The organism is Mycobacterium sp. IS-1556 (assembly GCF_001499985.1).
GTDB lineage: Bacteria > Actinomycetota > Actinomycetes > Mycobacteriales > Mycobacteriaceae > Mycobacterium.
Genome location: NZ_LQIM01000039.1, coordinates 191974 through 207591, shown reverse-complemented (window position 1 = coordinate 207591; position 15618 = coordinate 191974). Strand labels below are relative to the sequence as shown.

General features: G+C 65.3%; 16 protein-coding genes and 1 pseudogene. 7 read left to right on the top strand and 10 right to left on the bottom strand.

Annotated features, from left to right (window positions below):
- Positions 1-28 precede the first annotated feature (28 nt).
- A complete protein-coding gene (locus AU187_RS20990) occupies positions 29-871 on the top strand; it encodes an SDR family oxidoreductase (RefSeq protein WP_059100968.1) in 843 nt (280 codons plus the stop codon).
- A gap of 6 nt (positions 872-877) precedes the next feature.
- On the opposite strand, the gene AU187_RS20985 is transcribed toward AU187_RS20990, so the two are convergent.
- The 4 genes and pseudogenes from AU187_RS20985 to AU187_RS20975 form a co-directional block, all read right to left on the bottom strand.
- Positions 878-1681, bottom strand: coding sequence for an SDR family NAD(P)-dependent oxidoreductase (locus AU187_RS20985; protein ID WP_059100967.1), 804 nt, complete (start codon positions 1679-1681; stop codon positions 878-880).
- A 13-nt stretch (positions 1682-1694) separates the two neighbouring features.
- Positions 1695-2449: pseudogene (locus AU187_RS20980) on the bottom strand (SDR family oxidoreductase).
- Complete coding sequence (locus AU187_RS25240; RefSeq protein WP_082683937.1) at positions 2446-2640, bottom strand: (2Fe-2S)-binding protein; 195 nt, start codon at positions 2638-2640, stop codon at positions 2446-2448. Before AU187_RS25240 ends, AU187_RS20980 begins: the two are co-directional and overlap by 4 nt.
- The gene (locus AU187_RS20975; RefSeq protein WP_059100966.1) at positions 2640-3281 is read right to left on the bottom strand and encodes a hypothetical protein; all 642 of its coding nucleotides are present in this window, start codon (positions 3279-3281) and stop codon (positions 2640-2642) included. The genes AU187_RS25240 and AU187_RS20975 overlap by 1 nt, the downstream gene beginning before the upstream one ends.
- 170 nt (positions 3282-3451) lie before the next feature.
- Here AU187_RS20975 and AU187_RS20970 point away from each other — a divergent pair, with 170 nt between their 5' ends.
- Genes AU187_RS20970 through AU187_RS20960 form a run of 3 tightly spaced genes read left to right on the top strand, consistent with a single transcriptional unit; the run spans position 3452 to position 6808 of the window.
- Positions 3452-4648 (top strand): cytochrome P450, encoded by a 1197-nt coding sequence (locus AU187_RS20970; protein WP_156425557.1) that lies wholly within the window; start codon positions 3452-3454, stop codon positions 4646-4648.
- Position 4649: 1 nt separating this feature from the next.
- On the top strand, positions 4650-5714 hold the full coding sequence (locus AU187_RS20965; RefSeq protein WP_059100964.1) for a spirocyclase AveC family protein: 1065 nt from the start codon (positions 4650-4652) through the stop codon (positions 5712-5714).
- Entirely contained in the window at positions 5711-6808 is a 1098-nt protein-coding gene (locus tag AU187_RS20960) for a dihydrodipicolinate reductase (RefSeq protein WP_231740389.1), read from the top strand. The genes AU187_RS20965 and AU187_RS20960 overlap by 4 nt, the downstream gene beginning before the upstream one ends.
- Here the strand turns inward: AU187_RS20960 and AU187_RS20955 are convergent.
- Complete coding sequence (locus AU187_RS20955; protein ID WP_059100963.1) at positions 6805-8418, bottom strand: class I adenylate-forming enzyme family protein; 1614 nt, start codon at positions 8416-8418, stop codon at positions 6805-6807. The two genes, AU187_RS20960 and AU187_RS20955, sit on opposite strands and share 4 nt — an antisense overlap.
- A gap of 107 nt (positions 8419-8525) precedes the next feature.
- On the opposite strand from AU187_RS20955, the gene AU187_RS20950 reads away from it, so the two are divergent.
- The 3 genes from AU187_RS20950 to AU187_RS20940 all read left to right on the top strand — a co-directional run bounded on the left by AU187_RS20950 (position 8526) and on the right by AU187_RS20940 (position 11595).
- Positions 8526-9074: a nuclear transport factor 2 family protein gene (locus AU187_RS20950; RefSeq protein WP_082683938.1), complete on the top strand. Its 549-nt coding sequence runs from the start codon at positions 8526-8528 to the stop codon at positions 9072-9074.
- A gap of 89 nt (positions 9075-9163) precedes the next feature.
- Positions 9164-10369, top strand: a complete 1206-nt coding sequence (locus AU187_RS20945) for a CaiB/BaiF CoA transferase family protein (protein ID WP_231740388.1) — start codon at positions 9164-9166, stop codon at positions 10367-10369.
- The gene (locus tag AU187_RS20940) at positions 10366-11595 is read left to right on the top strand and encodes a cytochrome P450 (RefSeq protein ID WP_059167241.1); all 1230 of its coding nucleotides are present in this window, start codon (positions 10366-10368) and stop codon (positions 11593-11595) included. Before AU187_RS20945 ends, AU187_RS20940 begins: the two co-directional genes overlap by 4 nt.
- 17 nt (positions 11596-11612) lie before the next feature.
- Here the strand turns inward: AU187_RS20940 and AU187_RS20935 are convergent, their stop codons facing one another.
- The 5 genes from AU187_RS20935 to AU187_RS20915 all read right to left on the bottom strand — a co-directional run bounded on the left by AU187_RS20935 (position 11613) and on the right by AU187_RS20915 (position 15607).
- Positions 11613-12170 carry a hypothetical protein gene (locus AU187_RS20935; protein ID WP_156425559.1) on the bottom strand — a complete coding sequence of 186 codons (558 nt, stop codon included), beginning with the start codon at positions 12168-12170 and terminating at the stop codon, positions 11613-11615.
- A gap of 74 nt (positions 12171-12244) precedes the next feature.
- A complete protein-coding gene (locus AU187_RS20930) occupies positions 12245-12847 on the bottom strand; it encodes a TetR/AcrR family transcriptional regulator (protein WP_059100959.1) in 603 nt (200 codons plus the stop codon).
- 29 nt (positions 12848-12876) lie between these two features.
- On the bottom strand, positions 12877-14049 hold the full coding sequence (locus AU187_RS20925; protein WP_059100958.1) for a lipid-transfer protein: 1173 nt from the start codon (positions 14047-14049) through the stop codon (positions 12877-12879).
- Positions 14046-14498 carry a MaoC family dehydratase gene (locus AU187_RS20920; protein WP_059100957.1) on the bottom strand — a complete coding sequence of 151 codons (453 nt, stop codon included), beginning with the start codon at positions 14496-14498 and terminating at the stop codon, positions 14046-14048. Before AU187_RS20920 ends, AU187_RS20925 begins: the two co-directional genes overlap by 4 nt.
- Positions 14495-15607 (bottom strand): acyl-CoA dehydrogenase family protein, encoded by a 1113-nt coding sequence (locus AU187_RS20915; protein WP_059100956.1) that lies wholly within the window; start codon positions 15605-15607, stop codon positions 14495-14497. The genes AU187_RS20920 and AU187_RS20915 overlap by 4 nt, the downstream gene beginning before the upstream one ends.
- Positions 15608-15618: the final 11 nt, after the last annotated feature.

The following is a 15618-nucleotide window of genomic DNA, read 5'->3' as shown; positions in this document are numbered from 1 at the left end:
CAAACAAAATTCTCGACGGGAGTGTGCCATGGAAGATGTGCTGGGGTACCAGGGCAAGTCGGTCGTCGTGACAGGGGCGGCGTCGGGTATGGGACAGGCGACCGCGCAGATCCTCGTCGACCTCGGTGCGACGGTCACCGCACTCGATATCAAACCGACCACTGTTCCCGTCGCCCGCGCGCTCGAGATCGACCTGCGGGACCGCGCCAGCATCGACCAGGTCGCGGCGTCCATCGACGGCCCGGTCGACGGGTTGTTCAGCTGTGCGGGGCTGCCCGGTCCGCCGTTCAGCGAATGGGACACGATCCTGGTGAACTTCGTCGGCGCTCGTCACCTTTCCGAGAGTCTGGTGCCGAAAATGCCCGAGGGGTCGGCCATCAGCGTCATCTCGTCGTCGGCCGCGATCGGCTGGCAAGACCACATCAAGGTCATCACCGGCCTGCTCGAGACCAGGGGGTTCGAGGCTGCCGTCGAGTGGCTGACGGCCAACGAGAAGAAGTGGTCGTGGAGCGGCTACGCGTACTCCAAGTACATCATCGACGCGTGGGTAGGCTGGTGGTATCCCGAACTCGGCCGCCGTGGCATCCGGGTCAACTGCATCAACCCGGGCCCCACCGAGACGGCGATGATGCCAGCGTTCCAGGACTTGATGGGTAAGGAAACCGTCGATCAGGCCGTCGGTCCTGTCGGGCGGTATTCGACTGCGGAGGAACAGGCCTGGCCCCTGGTCTGCCTCGGTAGCCCGCGGTTCAGTTATGTCGGCGGCGAGGTGCTGTGGACCGACGGCGGATGGAACGGTGCCATGACGATGGGCCGTCACCAAGCGCAGTGGGCCGACACCGCAGCCGAGGAGATGTCGAGGAACAGCTGACGACCGTCAGATGAAGTCCGAGCCGCCATCGACATTGAGCGTGGCTCCGGTGACGTAGCCGTTGCGGCGCGACGCCAGATACGCGGTCGCCGAGGCGATCTCCTCGGGCAGGCCGGCCCGACCGATGTCACAGGGATGGCCGTAGGTCCGCTCCACCCACGTCATCACGTCATGCGGATGCGCCGAGTCCAGCCCGTCGGCGGCCAACACATCCTTGAGTATCTCGGTGAAGCTGGCGGTCACTATCGTGCCCGGGCATACGCAGTTGACGAGGATGCCTTCGGGCCCAAGGCTCTTCGAGAGATTCTTGGTGAAGCTCGATAGCGCGGCCTTGGTGGCGGTGTAGGCGACGAGCCGCGGACTCTGGCGTTGAATCGAGTGCGCGGACAAGGTGACGATGCGGGCCCAGTCGGCGGCGCGCAGAATCGGCAGTGCCGCGCGCACCGACCGGACCGCGGCCATGGTGCCCAGGTCGAACGCGGCCCGCCAGTCGTGGTCGTCGAGTTCCTCGAAGGTGCCCGCACCCGGTCCGACCGTGTGCACCAACGCGTTGAGCCGGCCCCAGGCCTCGTTCACTGTGGCGTATCCCGCCGCGATCGAGGCGGCGTCGGACATGTCGACGCTCAGGGCGAGCACCTCGGGCGCACCGGCGGCGCGAATCCGTTCGGCCGCGGCATCCAGCCCCTGCTGTCCACGCGCCATGATCGCCACCGATGCACCCTCGGCGCCAAGCGTTTCGGCGATCGCCAGTCCCATCCCTTTGCTGCCGCCGGTGACGACAGCGGTCGCACCCTCGAAGCCCAGATCCACTGAGTAATCCCTTCTATCTTTTGCTCATTCGGGGCGCCAGATGCACGCTGTCGCTGACGACCGTGGGGTTCGCGCGCGACATGGCGATCAACGACAGCATTGCGTTCGCGACGTCGTTGACGGCGGACATCTCTGCCGGAATCTGGCCTTCCTGCACCCACGCCCTGTACAGGTCGGCCAGGAGGTCGCGGTCCGCGCCGCGCAGAATCTCGGTGCCCTCCGTGGGGCCGACACTGACCCGGATGACGGCCAACTCTGGATGTTCGGCCCGCCACGACCGCAGGATCTCGTCCAGCGCGGCCTTGCTCGCGTGATAGGCCGCGACACCGGCGCGTGGCCTCCCGACTTCATGGCTCGATGCCACCAGCACGACCGCGTCATCGGCAAGGTGGGGGAGCGCGGCGCGCAGTACGTGGGACGCGCCGACGGCGTTGACGGCGTACGCGTGCAACCACGTCGTGACGTCGGTCTCTTCGATCAGCGCGAACGGCACGACGGCGCTGGTGAATACGACGGCGTCGAGCTGGCCGAACCGCCCGGCCACATCGTCGATGACCCGCTCGATCGCGTGCGGGTCGGAGACGTCGAGCTCCTGGGCGGAACCGTCGAGCTGCTCGGCCAGATGGACAGCAGCTCCACGCGCCTGGCCGCGAGCGCGACGTTGGCGCCTCTGGCGCGGGCGGCCCGTGCCAGCGCGTGACCGATGCCCGAGGATGCCCCGATCACGAGCATCCGCGAGCCCTCGATATTGGAGTGCCGATCGCTCATAGTCTGCTTCCTCTACCTGATTTCGTTGTTGCTGAATGAGATTCGACGATCGCGCGAATCGTGCGCCGGCACCTGCCGCATTCTGAACCTGCGCCGCACGCCTCGGACACCTGCCGCGAGGTCGTGGCGCCGGCGGCGACGGCAGCGGAGACCGTTTCGATCGTGACGCCGTGACACAGGCACACGTACATCAGTGCAGATCCGTCCCGGCCGTCTCGGCCAGTCGCATCGCATGGACGAACCGTCCGACGAAAACGGGCGGATAGGCGCCGACACCGGCGGAGGCAAGCCACTCCGAAGCGATGTCCGAGCGCGCGACCCACTGCATCGCGGTGCGCGCGCTCGCGAGCTGTTGAAGGAACAGCACCTCATGAGGAGTGTCGAAGGCGCGGTAGACGAGCGTTCGACGAATCCCCGACCGAGCGAAATCGTCGAGCGATCCCCGCACCCGAGTCAAGAAGACCTCGACGTCCCCGACTCGGGCGACGGCCGCCACCACCACCTCGGTTCCCGGCGTCGGAGATTCGCCGAGGTCGAACCGCTCTACGGTCTCACCTGCGAACACGGCTGGAAGGTCTTCGACACCCACGGCGTCGAACCATTCGAAGAAGTACGGCGAGCGGAGAAGGTGCAGTAGCGGTTGCTCAGTGCGGACACCGATGACGACCAGCACGTTCCCTGCCTCGACGATCGATTCGTAGACGAAGGCGTACTGTGCGCCGAGATCGCGCAGGCTTTCCTCGTGCTGTGCGAGTACCGGTCCCACACGCTCGGATTCGGCGATCCGAAACTCGACGGCGAAGACGAAGCTGCGAGGGGCGGAACTCGTCATGTGCCGCCTCCTTCGCTTCCAGGTACGCCACTTCGGCGTCACTCTCGCATATGAGAATCTACATTCTCGTGGCGTGGGTTTGAGCGGTGGGGTCCCGTGCGACCAGAGCGAATGGATATCCGATCCGGAAAAGTCTCTTCACGGCGATCGGCAACGCCTATTCTCGTGCTGTGACATACAGGGTGAAGGTTGGTCCTTATTACGACCCGTTCGACTTCGACATCGATGACGATCCCTACCCCGTGTGGAAGCAACTGCGTGATGAGGCGCCGCTCTACCACAACGACAAGTACGGCTTCTACGCGTTGAGCAGGCACACCGATGTCGCCCGCGAGTTGGTGAACTGGAAGGACTATCGATCCGGCAAGGGCACCACGATCGAGTTCGTCCTCAACGGCGTCGACGTACCGCCAGGCATCATCCTCTTCGAAGACCCACCGATCCACGATCTGCACCGGCGGCTGCTCTCGGGAGTGTTCACACCGCGTCGCATGGCCGCCATCGAACCCCTGGCCAGAGAGTTCTGTCGGCGCGCACTGGAACCGCTCGCGGACGCCGACAGATTCGACTTCATCGCCGATCTCGGCGCATGGATGCCGATGCGCACCATCGGCTACTTGCTCGGCATACCGGAGGACAGGCAGGTCGCAATCCGCCAGAACACCGACCGGATGCTTGAGCTCAAGGACGGCGGGCCCGTCGAGGTGGCCGACGACACGCTTACCCGCACCGGCTCGATGCTCGAGGAGTTCATCGACTGGCGTTACGACCATCCCTCGGACGATCTGATGACGGACCTGGTCAACGCCGAGGTCGAGGAACCAGACGGCACCCGGCGACGGCTCACCCGCGGCGAGGTGCTGACCTACACGGGCACCGTCGTCGGAGCGGGCAACGAAACCACCACTCGGTTGATCGGTTTCGCCGGGCAACTCCTGTCCGACCACTCGGAGCAGCGCCGCGAACTGGCGGCGGATTTCAGCCTCATCCCGGGCGCGATCGAGGAGGTGTTGCGCTACGAGGCGCCCTCACCCGTACAGGCTCGCTACGTGGCTCGTGATGTCGAACATTACGGCCAGAGGGTCGCGGAAGGCTCGGTGTTGCTGCTGCTCAACGGATCTGCTAACCGCGACGAGCGGCAGTACCCCGACGCCGACCGGTTCGACATCCATCGGCAGGCCACCCACCTGTCCTTCGGGCACGGCATTCACTTCTGCCTCGGCGCCGCCCTCGCACGGATGCAGGCGCGCGTGGCGCTCGAGGAAGTGCTCACCCGATGGCCGGACTGGGAAGTCGACTACACGGCGGCCAAGCGTGCGCACACCTCCAGCGTCAGAGGCTGGGCGGCCCTGCCGGTGAGCGTGTGAGATGACGAATACCGTTGACAACGACCAGATTTCCCGCGCTACTTCACCCGACGACGCCAGGTTCTCGCCGTGGCCCGCCAGGATCGGATGGTGCCTGTTCTTCACCGCCTATCTGGTTTTCGCGTTCGTGACCATCGCGACCATTCAGTCTGGCCTGCACGGCGACCCGACGAGGAGCAACCCGGATCCCGGCCCTGCTCCGTACCCGCCGTTCCTCGGCTTCGACAACTGGCCGCTGGCCGTGTCCATCAGTTCGATCCCGATGGCGATCGGTCTGATCGGCGTGTTGGGATGGCTGTCCTGGCGGCAACGCAAGGTGCATTGGGCGGTCATCATCGCGTTCGCCGGCCTGATTACCGGTGCGCTGGACCCCCTCGCCAATTGGGCGACGTTCGCGATCTTCGATCCGCGCATGCTGCACTTTCCGTTCTCGTGGCGTTACGTCAACATCTCGCCGAACCTCGAACCGGCACTGGCATTCCTGGGTGGTTACGCGGCCTACTATCTGCTCAACGGGCTCGGCTTCCTGAAGCTGCACGACTGGCTACTCGACCCACTGATGCGGCGCGTCGGTTGGTTGGCATCACACCGGTTGATCCGGGTATTCATCGGCGCGACGATCATCGCCGTCCCCATCAACGGGGTCGTCCAGTTCACCTGGATGCGGGCCGGAATCTTCTTCTACACCGAAGCCGTCGGGCCGGTATTGCAGATCGGCCACATCCACTTCCCGCTGATCATGGCGGTCTACGACGCCCTCATCTTCGGCATGGTCGCGGTGATGTGTGTGCGTGACGAGAGCGGCGAACTGGTTCTGATCAACCGCATCGCGCGACGGTTGCCCGCACGGCGGGGCCGACCGAAGGTGATGCTGACCCGGCAGCTGCTGATATCCATGACGGTGGGCCTGGTGTCGTTCGCGGTGCCGTTGGCCGTGCTCGCCGGGCTGCGTGAAGCGGGTCTGTCCCGGCCGGCCTTCGATCAGAACCCGTTCCCGAATGTGAACCTCTACGACCCCTACGGGCATCTGGAAGACGCCGGAAAGAAAGGGCCGTTCTACCGATGAAGTATGAACGCGAAAGACGCCACCGCGTCGTCCACGTCGGAACTGGGCTGACGGGGCGCGAGGCGTTGCGCGCGATCATCGATGACCCCGCGCTCGACCTCGTCGGGGTGAGGGTCTCGACGCCGGAGAAGGCCGGCGTGGACGCTGGCCAACTGTGCGGTGGGGCGTATACCGGTATTGCCGCGACGGATGACGTCGCGGCAGTCCTGGCGCTGAAACCCGACTGTGTGGCCTACTGTGCGACCGCCGTCCGGCGCGAGGAGGAGGCGATCGCCGATATCGCCGAATACCTCGAGGCGGGCATCAATGTCGTGACGATCTCCACGATTCCGATGGTCTATCCGGCGGCGGCTCCCGCGCAGTGGCGTGCAGCTTTGGAAAGCGCGGCGGCGTCCGGTAATTCGACGTTCTATGCCACCGGCAGTGAGCCCGGATTCATCAGCCTGAACATTCCCACGGCCCTACTCGCGGGGGCGGGGCGCGTGGACTCCTATCGAATGGACGAGTACGCGCTCGACTTGGACAAGTCATATCCGATCTGGGACGTCCTGCATGAGTCGATGGGATTCGGCAAGCCAGACGGCCACGTGCCGATCCGCATCGCGTCGGGAAAGGTGGACAAGGACTGGGGCACCGTGGTGCGCTATGTCGCCGACATCCTCGGACTCGACCTCGACGGAATAGAACTGGACTGGGAGACGCCCCTTGCACCAACCGATTTGGAGACGGCGATCGGGGTGATACCGCGGGGGACGATCTGCGCGCATCGATGGCAACTCGCCGGAATCGTCGGCGGCCAGCCCGTCGTAGCCGTGCAGTACTTCGCTACGGTGAGCGCCACGCCATGGCCCGAACATTGGCCGAAGCCATCCCGTGCAGGCCAAGGTGGAATGGTGTTCCGTGTCAACGGCTCTCCGAGCATGAGCCTCGAATTGTATATGGAGCAGTCGGCCACCGACCGGGTTAACCCCGGCGTCGCGGCCACCGCGATGGCGGCGGTCAACGCGATACCCGCTGTCGTCGCGGCGCCGGCGGGTGTGATCGCCGACCCACTGGCGGGACCCTCGGTCGTCACCCGGCGATCCGGCGGCTAGGCGCCGTCTGACAGGAGGTCGCTCAGCTGCTCGGCGAGGTCGGACTTCTTGACTTTGCCCGTGGCGGTGAAAGGCAGCGCGTCCTTCGGCGTGATCCAAATGAACTTGGGCACTTTGTATGCCGACAGGCGGCTGCGGATTTCGGTTCTCAATTCATCGGGATCCAGGTGCGTATCACCGCGAGGCACCACCGCCGCGGCCACGATCGTTTCGTTCTGCCCGTCCTCGACACCGACGACGTACGCCTCGAGGACGCCGTCGCAACCAGCGAGTGCCAGTTCCACCTCGCCCGGGGTGACATTCGTCCCGCCGCCCGTTTTGATCAGATCACCCAATCGGCCGGTGAACGTGATCCAGCCGTCGTCGTACTGCACTCCGCAGTCGCCGGTTCGGTAGTAGCCGTCGGGCGTGAAGACGTCCTCGCGCTCGCGTTTGTACAGCCGCTGCATCAGCGAGTAGCCGCGCACCCAGATCTCGCCGTCGGTGCCCGGAGGGACGGGTTCGCCCGTCGCGGGATCGACCAGCAGATGAGACAACCCCTCGATCGAGTGGCCGCCCGTCTCGCGGCGATCGGCGGGCTGCGCGGGATATGGGTCGACGCCGATGTGATTGCCGCACAGTTCGGTCATCCCCAGCGCATTCGGGCCCTGCGGCCGGCGTTCGGGCGGCACCATCGCGGGCATGCTGGTGCGCTGCACCGAACCGAGGTCGCGCTTCGTGAAATCGGGGTGTTCGGCCAGCGACTTACCTTGTTGTGGCCAACCCAACGTGATCGTGGCGTGATGGCGCTCGATCAACTCGAGCGCCTCGGCGGCGTCGAAGGCGGGCTGGGTGATCAGCGTCGCGCCGTGGTGGATCACCGCGTGGAGGCCCGTGATCAGGCCGCCGACCCAGAAGAACGGCATCGAGGTGAACATCACCGTGTCGTTCGTGACGCCGTAGGGGAAGGTCAGGTTGTAGGTGTGGCGTACGAGCGTGCCGTGCGTGTGCACGGGGCCTTTCGGGTCACCGGTGCTGCCCGAGGTGTAGATGATCATCACGTCGTCGGCCGGAGTCACGCAGGATTCGACGTCGACGAGGAATTCGGCGTCGTATCCCGCTCCGAGGTCGGAGGGAGGGGCCGTCGCCCAGGGGCGGTCGCACTGTCCCCACACCGCGATCGTGCGCAGATACGGCGCTCGGCGGACGGTGAGCCTGCCGGGGGTGTTCTGGTCGGCCAGCCCCGGTAGCGCATCCTCGAGGCGGTCGAGGAAGTCGTGGCCGCGAAAGCCCGATCGGGCGAGGATCGCGCGCAGATCGGCGTGGCGAGCGGTCCACGCCAGCTCTGAGGCCTTGTAGAAGGTGTTCAGCGGCACCGCGACTGCGCCGATGCGCGTCATGGCGAACCAGGCGATCGCCCATTCGACACCGTTGGGCATCAGGATCCCGACGTGATCGCCCTTGCCGATGCCTTCGGCCAACAGTGCCGTTGCCAACCGTGCCGACCTCAGATCGAGGTCGGTGTAGCTCAGCACCTGACCGTCGGCGATCAGGAACGGCTTGTCCCCGAACTGCGCCGCAGACGACCTGACGAGGGCTGGGATCGTGGGCGTGACGGTCGGGAAGGGCACGACTGAGAGGTCCTCTCGAAGGGGCTGGCCTCCACAGGATAGCCACCCTTGCCGAAAAACGAGAATACCGGTTCTCGGCGCTGCGCCTGGGCCACTACACTGCAGCCATGTCGCCGGCGGACCGACTCGATCGGCTGGAATCCAGCTTCGAGATCGCCCAGTTGCCCAGCCGCTACGCCATGGCCCTGGATGCGCGCGATCTCGACGCCCTGGTCGCGCTGTTCGTCGACGACGTCGAGGCCGGGACGGAGGGCAGCGGCAGGGAGGCCCTCAAGCGGTGGTACGACGGGGTGCTGCGCAGGTTTTACCGCAGCATCCATTTGATCTGCGGGCACATAGTCGATTTCGTCGACGCCGACCACGCGACCGGGTCGATCTACTGCCGGGCCGAGCATGAGGACGGCGACGGCTGGTACGTCATCACGATGCGGTACGACGACGTCTACGAGCGACGCGACGGCCGTTGGTACTTCGTCAAGCGACGCGAGCATCCGTGGTACTCCGTGGACGTGACCGAGCGTCCCGGACCGGAGTTCATCCGGTGGCCGACCGACGTGCCCCTGCGCGCGGCGATGCCGCATCGGATGCCGACCTGGCGGGCATTTTGGGACAGGGGAGACCCAGCCGTCACCGCACGGCTGTCCCGGCTCCCGTAGCGCGTTTACAAACCGATTCGATAGTGCAATTCTCAAATTCCGTGAATGCTCGTTAACGCTTGTAGGAGGACATCATTACCGTCGACAAGGTGCTCAGCGGGGTTCGGGTGCTCGAGGTTGCCGCATGGACATTCGTGCCCTCGGCCGGCGCGGTCCTCGCCGAGTGGGGCGCCGAGGTGATCAAAGTGGAACCGCGCACCGGTGGCGATCCGCAGCGCGGCCTCGTCACCATGGGCATCGTCGACGAGGGTGGTGGATCGGTCAACTACATGATCGAGATCCCCAACCGGGGCAAGAAGTCGATCGGCGTGGACCTGAGCACGTCGGGCGGTCGCGACGTGGTTCACGAGCTGGCCAAGACCTGTGATGTGTTCCTGACCAGTTATCTGCCGGACCGCCGGAAGAAGTTCGGCATCGACGTCGACGACATCCGGGCTGCGAATCCGAACATCGTGTACGTCCGCGGTTCCGGCCACGGTCCCAAAGGGCCGGACGCGGACAAGCCGGGATACGACGGGGTGTCCTACTGGGCGCGCGGCGGCATCGCCACCGTCCTGACGGAAGAACGCGATGAGCTTGTCCGTTCCCGTCCGGCGTTCGGGGATCTGCTCGGCGGTATGACGATCGCCGGTGGAATCGCGGCCGCGCTGTACAAGAAGGCGACGACCGGTAAGGGATCGGTCGTCGACGTGTCGCTGCTCGGGCTTGCCGCCTGGAATCTCAGCCCCGATGTCGCGGTGAGCCAAATCCACGGTGGCAGTGCCATTCCCAAGTTCAGCCACGCGGACGCGCCCAACCCATTGGTGGGCACGTACCGCACCAAAGATGGTCGCTACGTCCAGCTGATGATGCTGCAACTCGACAAGTTCTACGCCGAGGCGATGCGGGTGATCGGTCTGCCCGAACTGGTCGACGATCCGCGATTCGCCGGTCCCGCGTCGCGCTACGAGAATCGGGTCGCCTTGATCGCGTTGCTCGACGAAGCGTTCGCCAAGCGCACGTTGGCCGAGTGGCGCACGACGCTGGGCGCGCTGTCCGGTGCGTGGGGAATCGTGCAGACGCCGGGCGAACTCTGCGAGGATCCCGCCGTCACGGCGAACGGATATGTCGCGCATACCGAAACCGTCAACGGCGTACCGTTCGCCCTGCCTACCAATCCCGTTCAGTTCGACGAGGAGTCGGTGATTCCGCCCGGAGCGCCGGAGCATGGCCAGCACACCGAGGAAGTCCTGATGGACGCCGGAATCGATTGGGACACCATCGAAGAACTCAAGGAGTCGGGGGCTATCCTGTGAGCGCGGCGCCGCCGGAGGTGGACAACGGACCCGTCGAATTCGATCCGTTCTCACAGGATTTCTTCGACGGCGCGTACGACACCTATCGTCGCCTGCGCAACGAGGCGCCCGTCTACTACAACGCGAAGTGGGACTTCTGGGCGCTGACGCGCTACGACGACGTGGCGCCCGCGACGAAGGATCACGAAACCTTCTCGTCGGCCAAGGGCGCCACGCTGGACATGGTCAAGGCCCACGACGACGCGATCCCGGTGCCCAAGGTGATCATCTCGATGGATCCGCCAGAGCACCAGAAGATGCGTCGACTGGTGAGCAACGTCTTCACCCCGCGAGCAATCGCCGGCTTGGAAGACATGGTGCGCGAGAAGGTCTACGAGCGCATTGAAGCGCTGAACCCGAAGTCTTTCGATGTCGTCGCCGACTTCTCGGCACTGTTTCCGAACGAGGTCATCACAACCATGCTCGGGGTTCCCAAGGAGGATCGGGACCAGATCAGGCGCTGGCTGGATCTCCTGCTCGAACGCCGTCCCGGCGAGATCGCCGTTCCCAAAGAGGGATACGAGGCCTCGATGAATACCGGCCTCTACTATTACGACCTCGTACAGCAGCGCCGGGTAGCGCCACAGGACGACATGATCAGCCGGCTCATCGAAACCGAGATCGAGCGTGACGGCGTGGTGGAGAAGCTCACCGATGTCGATATCACAGGCTTCGCGACGATGCTCGGGGGTGCCGGCGCGGAAACGGTCACCAAACTTGTGGGCAATGCGATGGTCGCGTTCGCCGACTTCCCCGACCAGTGGCGCAAGCTCCGCGAGGACCGCAGCAAGATTCCAGCCGCAATCGAGGAACTGTTGCGATACGAAGTGCCGTCGCAGTATCAGGTCCGCACCGCGACACGGCATGTCACCTACTACGGCAGCACCATTCCCGAGGGCGCCGCGGTGCTGCTTGTCACCGGGTCGGCGACCCGTGACGAGCGGATGTTCGAGGATCCCGACCGACTGGACGTCGATCGCGAACGCAAGATGGGGTTCAACCTCGCCTTCGGCTACGGCATCCACAGCTGTCTCGGCGCCGCGCTGGCGCGGATGGAAAGCCGCATCGCGCTCGACGCGCTGCTCGACCTCATTCCCGAGTACGAGGTCGACCGCGACGGCCTTCGGCGTGTGGCGATGTCGAACGTCTGCGGCTATTCCAACGTCCCGGTCCGTAGGAAGGGCTGAGGCGCCTCTTCAGACCGTCAGCCCGGAGCGACGGCGAGGCGGTGAAATCCGCCGTGGAATTGCTCGACGGGCGAGGGAGGCGCCGCCGCGTCCACCGCCTTCATCGCGTGGTATTTGAACGCCCGCGCGGCGCAGCTGAGCCGGTGGTCGATGTCGGCTGCCGAAGTGGCTGCAGTCGGCCACGTTCCGCCCCATGCTGCCACGTCGGCACCGTGGCGCCGGGTGGCATCGGCGATCAAGCGCCGCACCCCGCGATGCCGGTCGTACATCGGCGCGGCGAACACGATCACATCCGGCCATTGCAGGCCGAAATCGAAACTGGGCGGCAGGATTTGGCCGTCGACACCGAGTATTTGCAGCGCCCGGGCATCGGACTCCGCCTCCAGGTACATCTCGACTTGCCAGCCCGCGCGCAGCACGTCGACGACGAGTCCGCCGGCTGCCGATACCGCGCCCACGGTGTCGGGTGCGAGCACCACCAGTTTGTAGGGCGTCCCGCGGCCCCGGTTCGCCTGCCGCGGCGCCTGCGCCGCCGATGCCGCAGTGAGTTTCACCTGGACCCTCCCGATAATCACGGTATCAAGTTAATGAGAATACGCATTGTCACTGGGCTGCGCGAGGGTGCGCGTCATTGCCGAAATCATGAGCGCTACCGCCGCCGTGGGTTGCCGTCGACGAAGCCGTTCACCACATACGCCCGTACGAAGTTCGCCACGGAGTCGTCGTCGCGCATGTCGATGGTCGGGGACGGAGTCGTGAACAGCGAGAACAACATTCGGGCGAACCACTCGGTGGCCGAGGGAACGTCCAGGTCGGCGCGGACTTCCCCGGTCAGCCTGGCCGCGTTCACATAGGGGGCAAGGAAGTCCGCGCACTCCTTCAATAAGGTTGCCGCGTTCTTCGTCATCATCAGGTTGACTTCGTCCTGGTCGAAGTACGCTTCCGGTTCGACGACCCGACGCGCTTGCGCGACGAAAACCGCGGCGCGTACCAGCCGGCCTTCCAAGGTGCTGCCGCCGTGCCGATCGATGGCTTTGGCCATGTTGCGGTAGAACCGCTGCGACGCCGCCTCCGCGCACGCTTCGACGATCGTCTCCTTGTCCCGGAAGTACTCATAGAACGTGCTGCGCGACACCTCGGCCGCGCGCGCGATGTCGACGATGGTCGTCTTGGCCAGCCCGCGGGTCCGGAAGCACGCGAAAGCCGCCGAGATGATGACATCCCGGGTGTCGACCGCCACCGACTGCGTCACATCAAATCCCACCGCACGACAGTAACCGCTCAGCGGTCGGGGGACAGGATGAGGCCGCTGGTCGGAACGCCGGTGCCCGACGTCACCAGGACATGCTCGACGTCGTCGACCTGGTTGTACGACGTGCCTCGGACCTGGCGGACGCCTTCGGTGATGCCGTTCATCCCGTGGATGTAGGCCTCGCCGAGCAGCCCGCCGTTGGTGTTGATCGGCATCCGCCCACCTAGCGAAAGCTCATCGACCGAGACGAAGTCCTTGGCCTCTCCCCGCCCGCAGAATCCGAGTTCCTCGAGTTGAGTGAACACGAACGGTGTGAAGTGGTCGTAGAGGAATGCGGTCGAGATGTCTTTCGGTTTCAGCCCGGAATCACGCCACAACTTGCTGCCGACGACACCCATCTCGGGCAGTCCGGTGATGTCCTCGCGGTAGTAACTGGTCATCACCTCACCGTCGTATGCTGCGCCCTGTGCGGCCGCGGTGATCACCACGGGCGGGCTGGATAGGTCGCGGGCCCGTTCGACGCTCGTAACCACCATCGCGACCCCGCCGTCGCTCTCCTGACAGCAGTCGAGCAGGCGTAGCACCGGTTCGATGATCCAGCGTGACTCCTGGTGCTGCTCAAGGGTTATTGGCTTCTGGTAGAACCAGGCGTCTGGATTCTTCGCCGCATGCTTGCGGTCGATGACGGAGATCTTGCCGAAGTCCGCGTTGGTGACGCCGTAGGTCGACATGTACCGCTGCGCGTGCAGTGCGACCCACGCCGCGGGCGTCATCAACGCGAAGGGTGCATACGGCGCCATCCACAGTGGGGTCACTCCGGGTTGGCGCCCGGCGCCGCCGAACCGGAATCCGGAGCGCTCGTTGAACGCCCGATAGCAGACGACCACCTCGGCGGCGCCCGTCGCGACCGCCATGGCGGCCTGCATCACGGTGCCCGCGGCAGCGCCTCCCCCGTGCGGAACCCGGGTGAAGAAGGTGAGGTTCTCGATGCCGACGTTGCGGGCGACCTCGATCTCCTCGTTCTCGTCGACGGTGAAGGTCACCATGCCATCGATGTCCTTGGGGCGCAGGCCCGCATCCTCGATGGCCGCCTTGACCGCCTCACAGGCCAACTGCATCTCGGTCCGGCCCGATTCCTTCGAGAACTCGGTCTGGCCGATGCCGACGAGCGCGGCCTTGCCGCCAATGCCGTCGTTCGTCATGCATCGACCCCGTCGAGCAGGCTGAGCACCGCAGTGCCCTTGACGTGATCGCCGAGGCTGTTGGTGCCCCTGAAGGTGACCTCGACCAGACCTTCGCCGTCCGCGGCGGACTTGTCGGTGACGCTGCCCTCGAACCGCAATGCGTCGTTCGGATAGGCGGGCACCCCGAGTCTGATGGAAAGCTTCTTGACCATCGCCTCGGGTCCGGCCCAGTCGTGCAGGAACTTAACGCACAACCCATTGGTCGTCAGGATGTTGAGGAAGATGTCCTTGGAGCCCTGGGAATTGGCGAAGTCGCGGTCGTGGTGCACCGGCATGTAGTCGCGGGACGCAATGGCGCCCGCAACGATCAGCGTGGTGGTGACGGTAACGTCCATCGTCGTCACCTCGTCGCCGACGTTGATGTCGTTCCACGCCAGCGTGGTGGTGCGGTTCAGGGTAGAGGTCATTGATTCAGTCCTTCCGCGTATGCGTTGCCGAGCCTGGCGAGCTGTTGTGACGCCGATCCGAGCGCGAGTTCAATCTGCTTGGCCCACAGGAAGTATCGGAACAGGGGATAGGTGACGTCGATGCCCATGCCGCCGTGTACCTGTTGGGCGGACGCGGTGACGCGTGCGCCCGCCTCGGCGGCCCAGAACTTGGCGATCGCCGCTTCCCGCTCGGCCGGTCTTCCTTCGGCGATCAGCCAGGCCGCATGCCAGGTGGTCCAGCGGATCGCCTCGGTGTCGATGAAGGCATCGGCCAGGCGCTGCTGAACGGCCTGGAACGACCCGATGGGGCGCCCGAACTGCTCGCGTTCGCTGGTATAGGACGCGGCCAGTTTCAGCGCACGTTCGGCGACGCCGATCTGCATTGCGCTCAGAGCGGCCACCGCTCTGGTGTAGAGCGCGTTCACGATGTCTGCATCATCGTGTTCGGTGAGCCGCCACCCAGCGGCGTCCCGCAGGTCGATGTCCGCGAAGGGTTCGCCGTTGGTCGTCGTCACCGGCGCCATATTTATTCCGTCGCCACCCGTTTCGACGACGAACAGACCGGGCCCGTTATCGGTTGCGGCCGAGACAACAATGGCCGCAGCCAATTGCGCGGCGGGTACCAGCTCCTTGCTGCCGGTGAGTCGCCAGACGTCACCGTCGGCGCGCGCGGTGGTTCTCGGCGCGCTCGGATCGGAGTTCTGTGGCTCGGCCAGCGCCGCGGTCAACAGCGTGCTACCGGCGACCACGCCGGGCAGGAACCGCTGCTGCAACTCCGAATCACCGTGGCGGGCAATGCTATCGGCACCCAGCGCGAGTGTCGCATACACCGGGACCGGCGCGACGCTGTATCCGACCTCGCTGAGCAGCACACCCAGCTCGAGGAACCCGCCGCCGGCGCCGCCGACCGCTTCCGGAAGCGCGATGCCCAGCAGGTCAGACGACGCCAACTCGGCCCACAACGCCGGGTCATATCGTATGTCGCCCGATTCGAGTTCGGTAAGGCGCTCGGGTGTCGCACGATGCTCGAAGAGCTGGCGGGCGACCTTGGCGACCGTCTCCTGCTCGTCGCTGAAGGTGAAATCCATTCTCGATCCCT

Excerpts from the sequence above, each read along its gene's own strand:
- AU187_RS20960 (WP_231740389.1), top strand. The coding sequence starts at position 5,711 with ATGAAGTATGAACGCGAAAGACGCCACCGCGTCGTCCACGTCGGAACT.
- AU187_RS20950 (WP_082683938.1), top strand. The coding sequence starts at position 8,526 with ATGTCGCCGGCGGACCGACTCGATCGGCTGGAATCCAGCTTCGAGATC.
- AU187_RS25240 (WP_082683937.1), bottom strand. The coding sequence starts at position 2,640 with ATGTACGTGTGCCTGTGTCACGGCGTCACGATCGAAACGGTCTCCGCT.
- AU187_RS20920 (WP_059100957.1), bottom strand. The coding sequence starts at position 14,498 with ATGACCTCTACCCTGAACCGCACCACCACGCTGGCGTGGAACGACATC.
- AU187_RS20990 (WP_059100968.1), top strand. The coding sequence starts at position 29 with ATGGAAGATGTGCTGGGGTACCAGGGCAAGTCGGTCGTCGTGACAGGG.
- AU187_RS20965 (WP_059100964.1), top strand. The coding sequence starts at position 4,650 with ATGACGAATACCGTTGACAACGACCAGATTTCCCGCGCTACTTCACCC.
- AU187_RS20915 (WP_059100956.1), bottom strand. The coding sequence starts at position 15,607 with ATGGATTTCACCTTCAGCGACGAGCAGGAGACGGTCGCCAAGGTCGCC.
- AU187_RS20975 (WP_059100966.1), bottom strand. The coding sequence starts at position 3,281 with ATGACGAGTTCCGCCCCTCGCAGCTTCGTCTTCGCCGTCGAGTTTCGG.
- AU187_RS20925 (WP_059100958.1), bottom strand. The coding sequence starts at position 14,049 with ATGACGAACGACGGCATTGGCGGCAAGGCCGCGCTCGTCGGCATCGGC.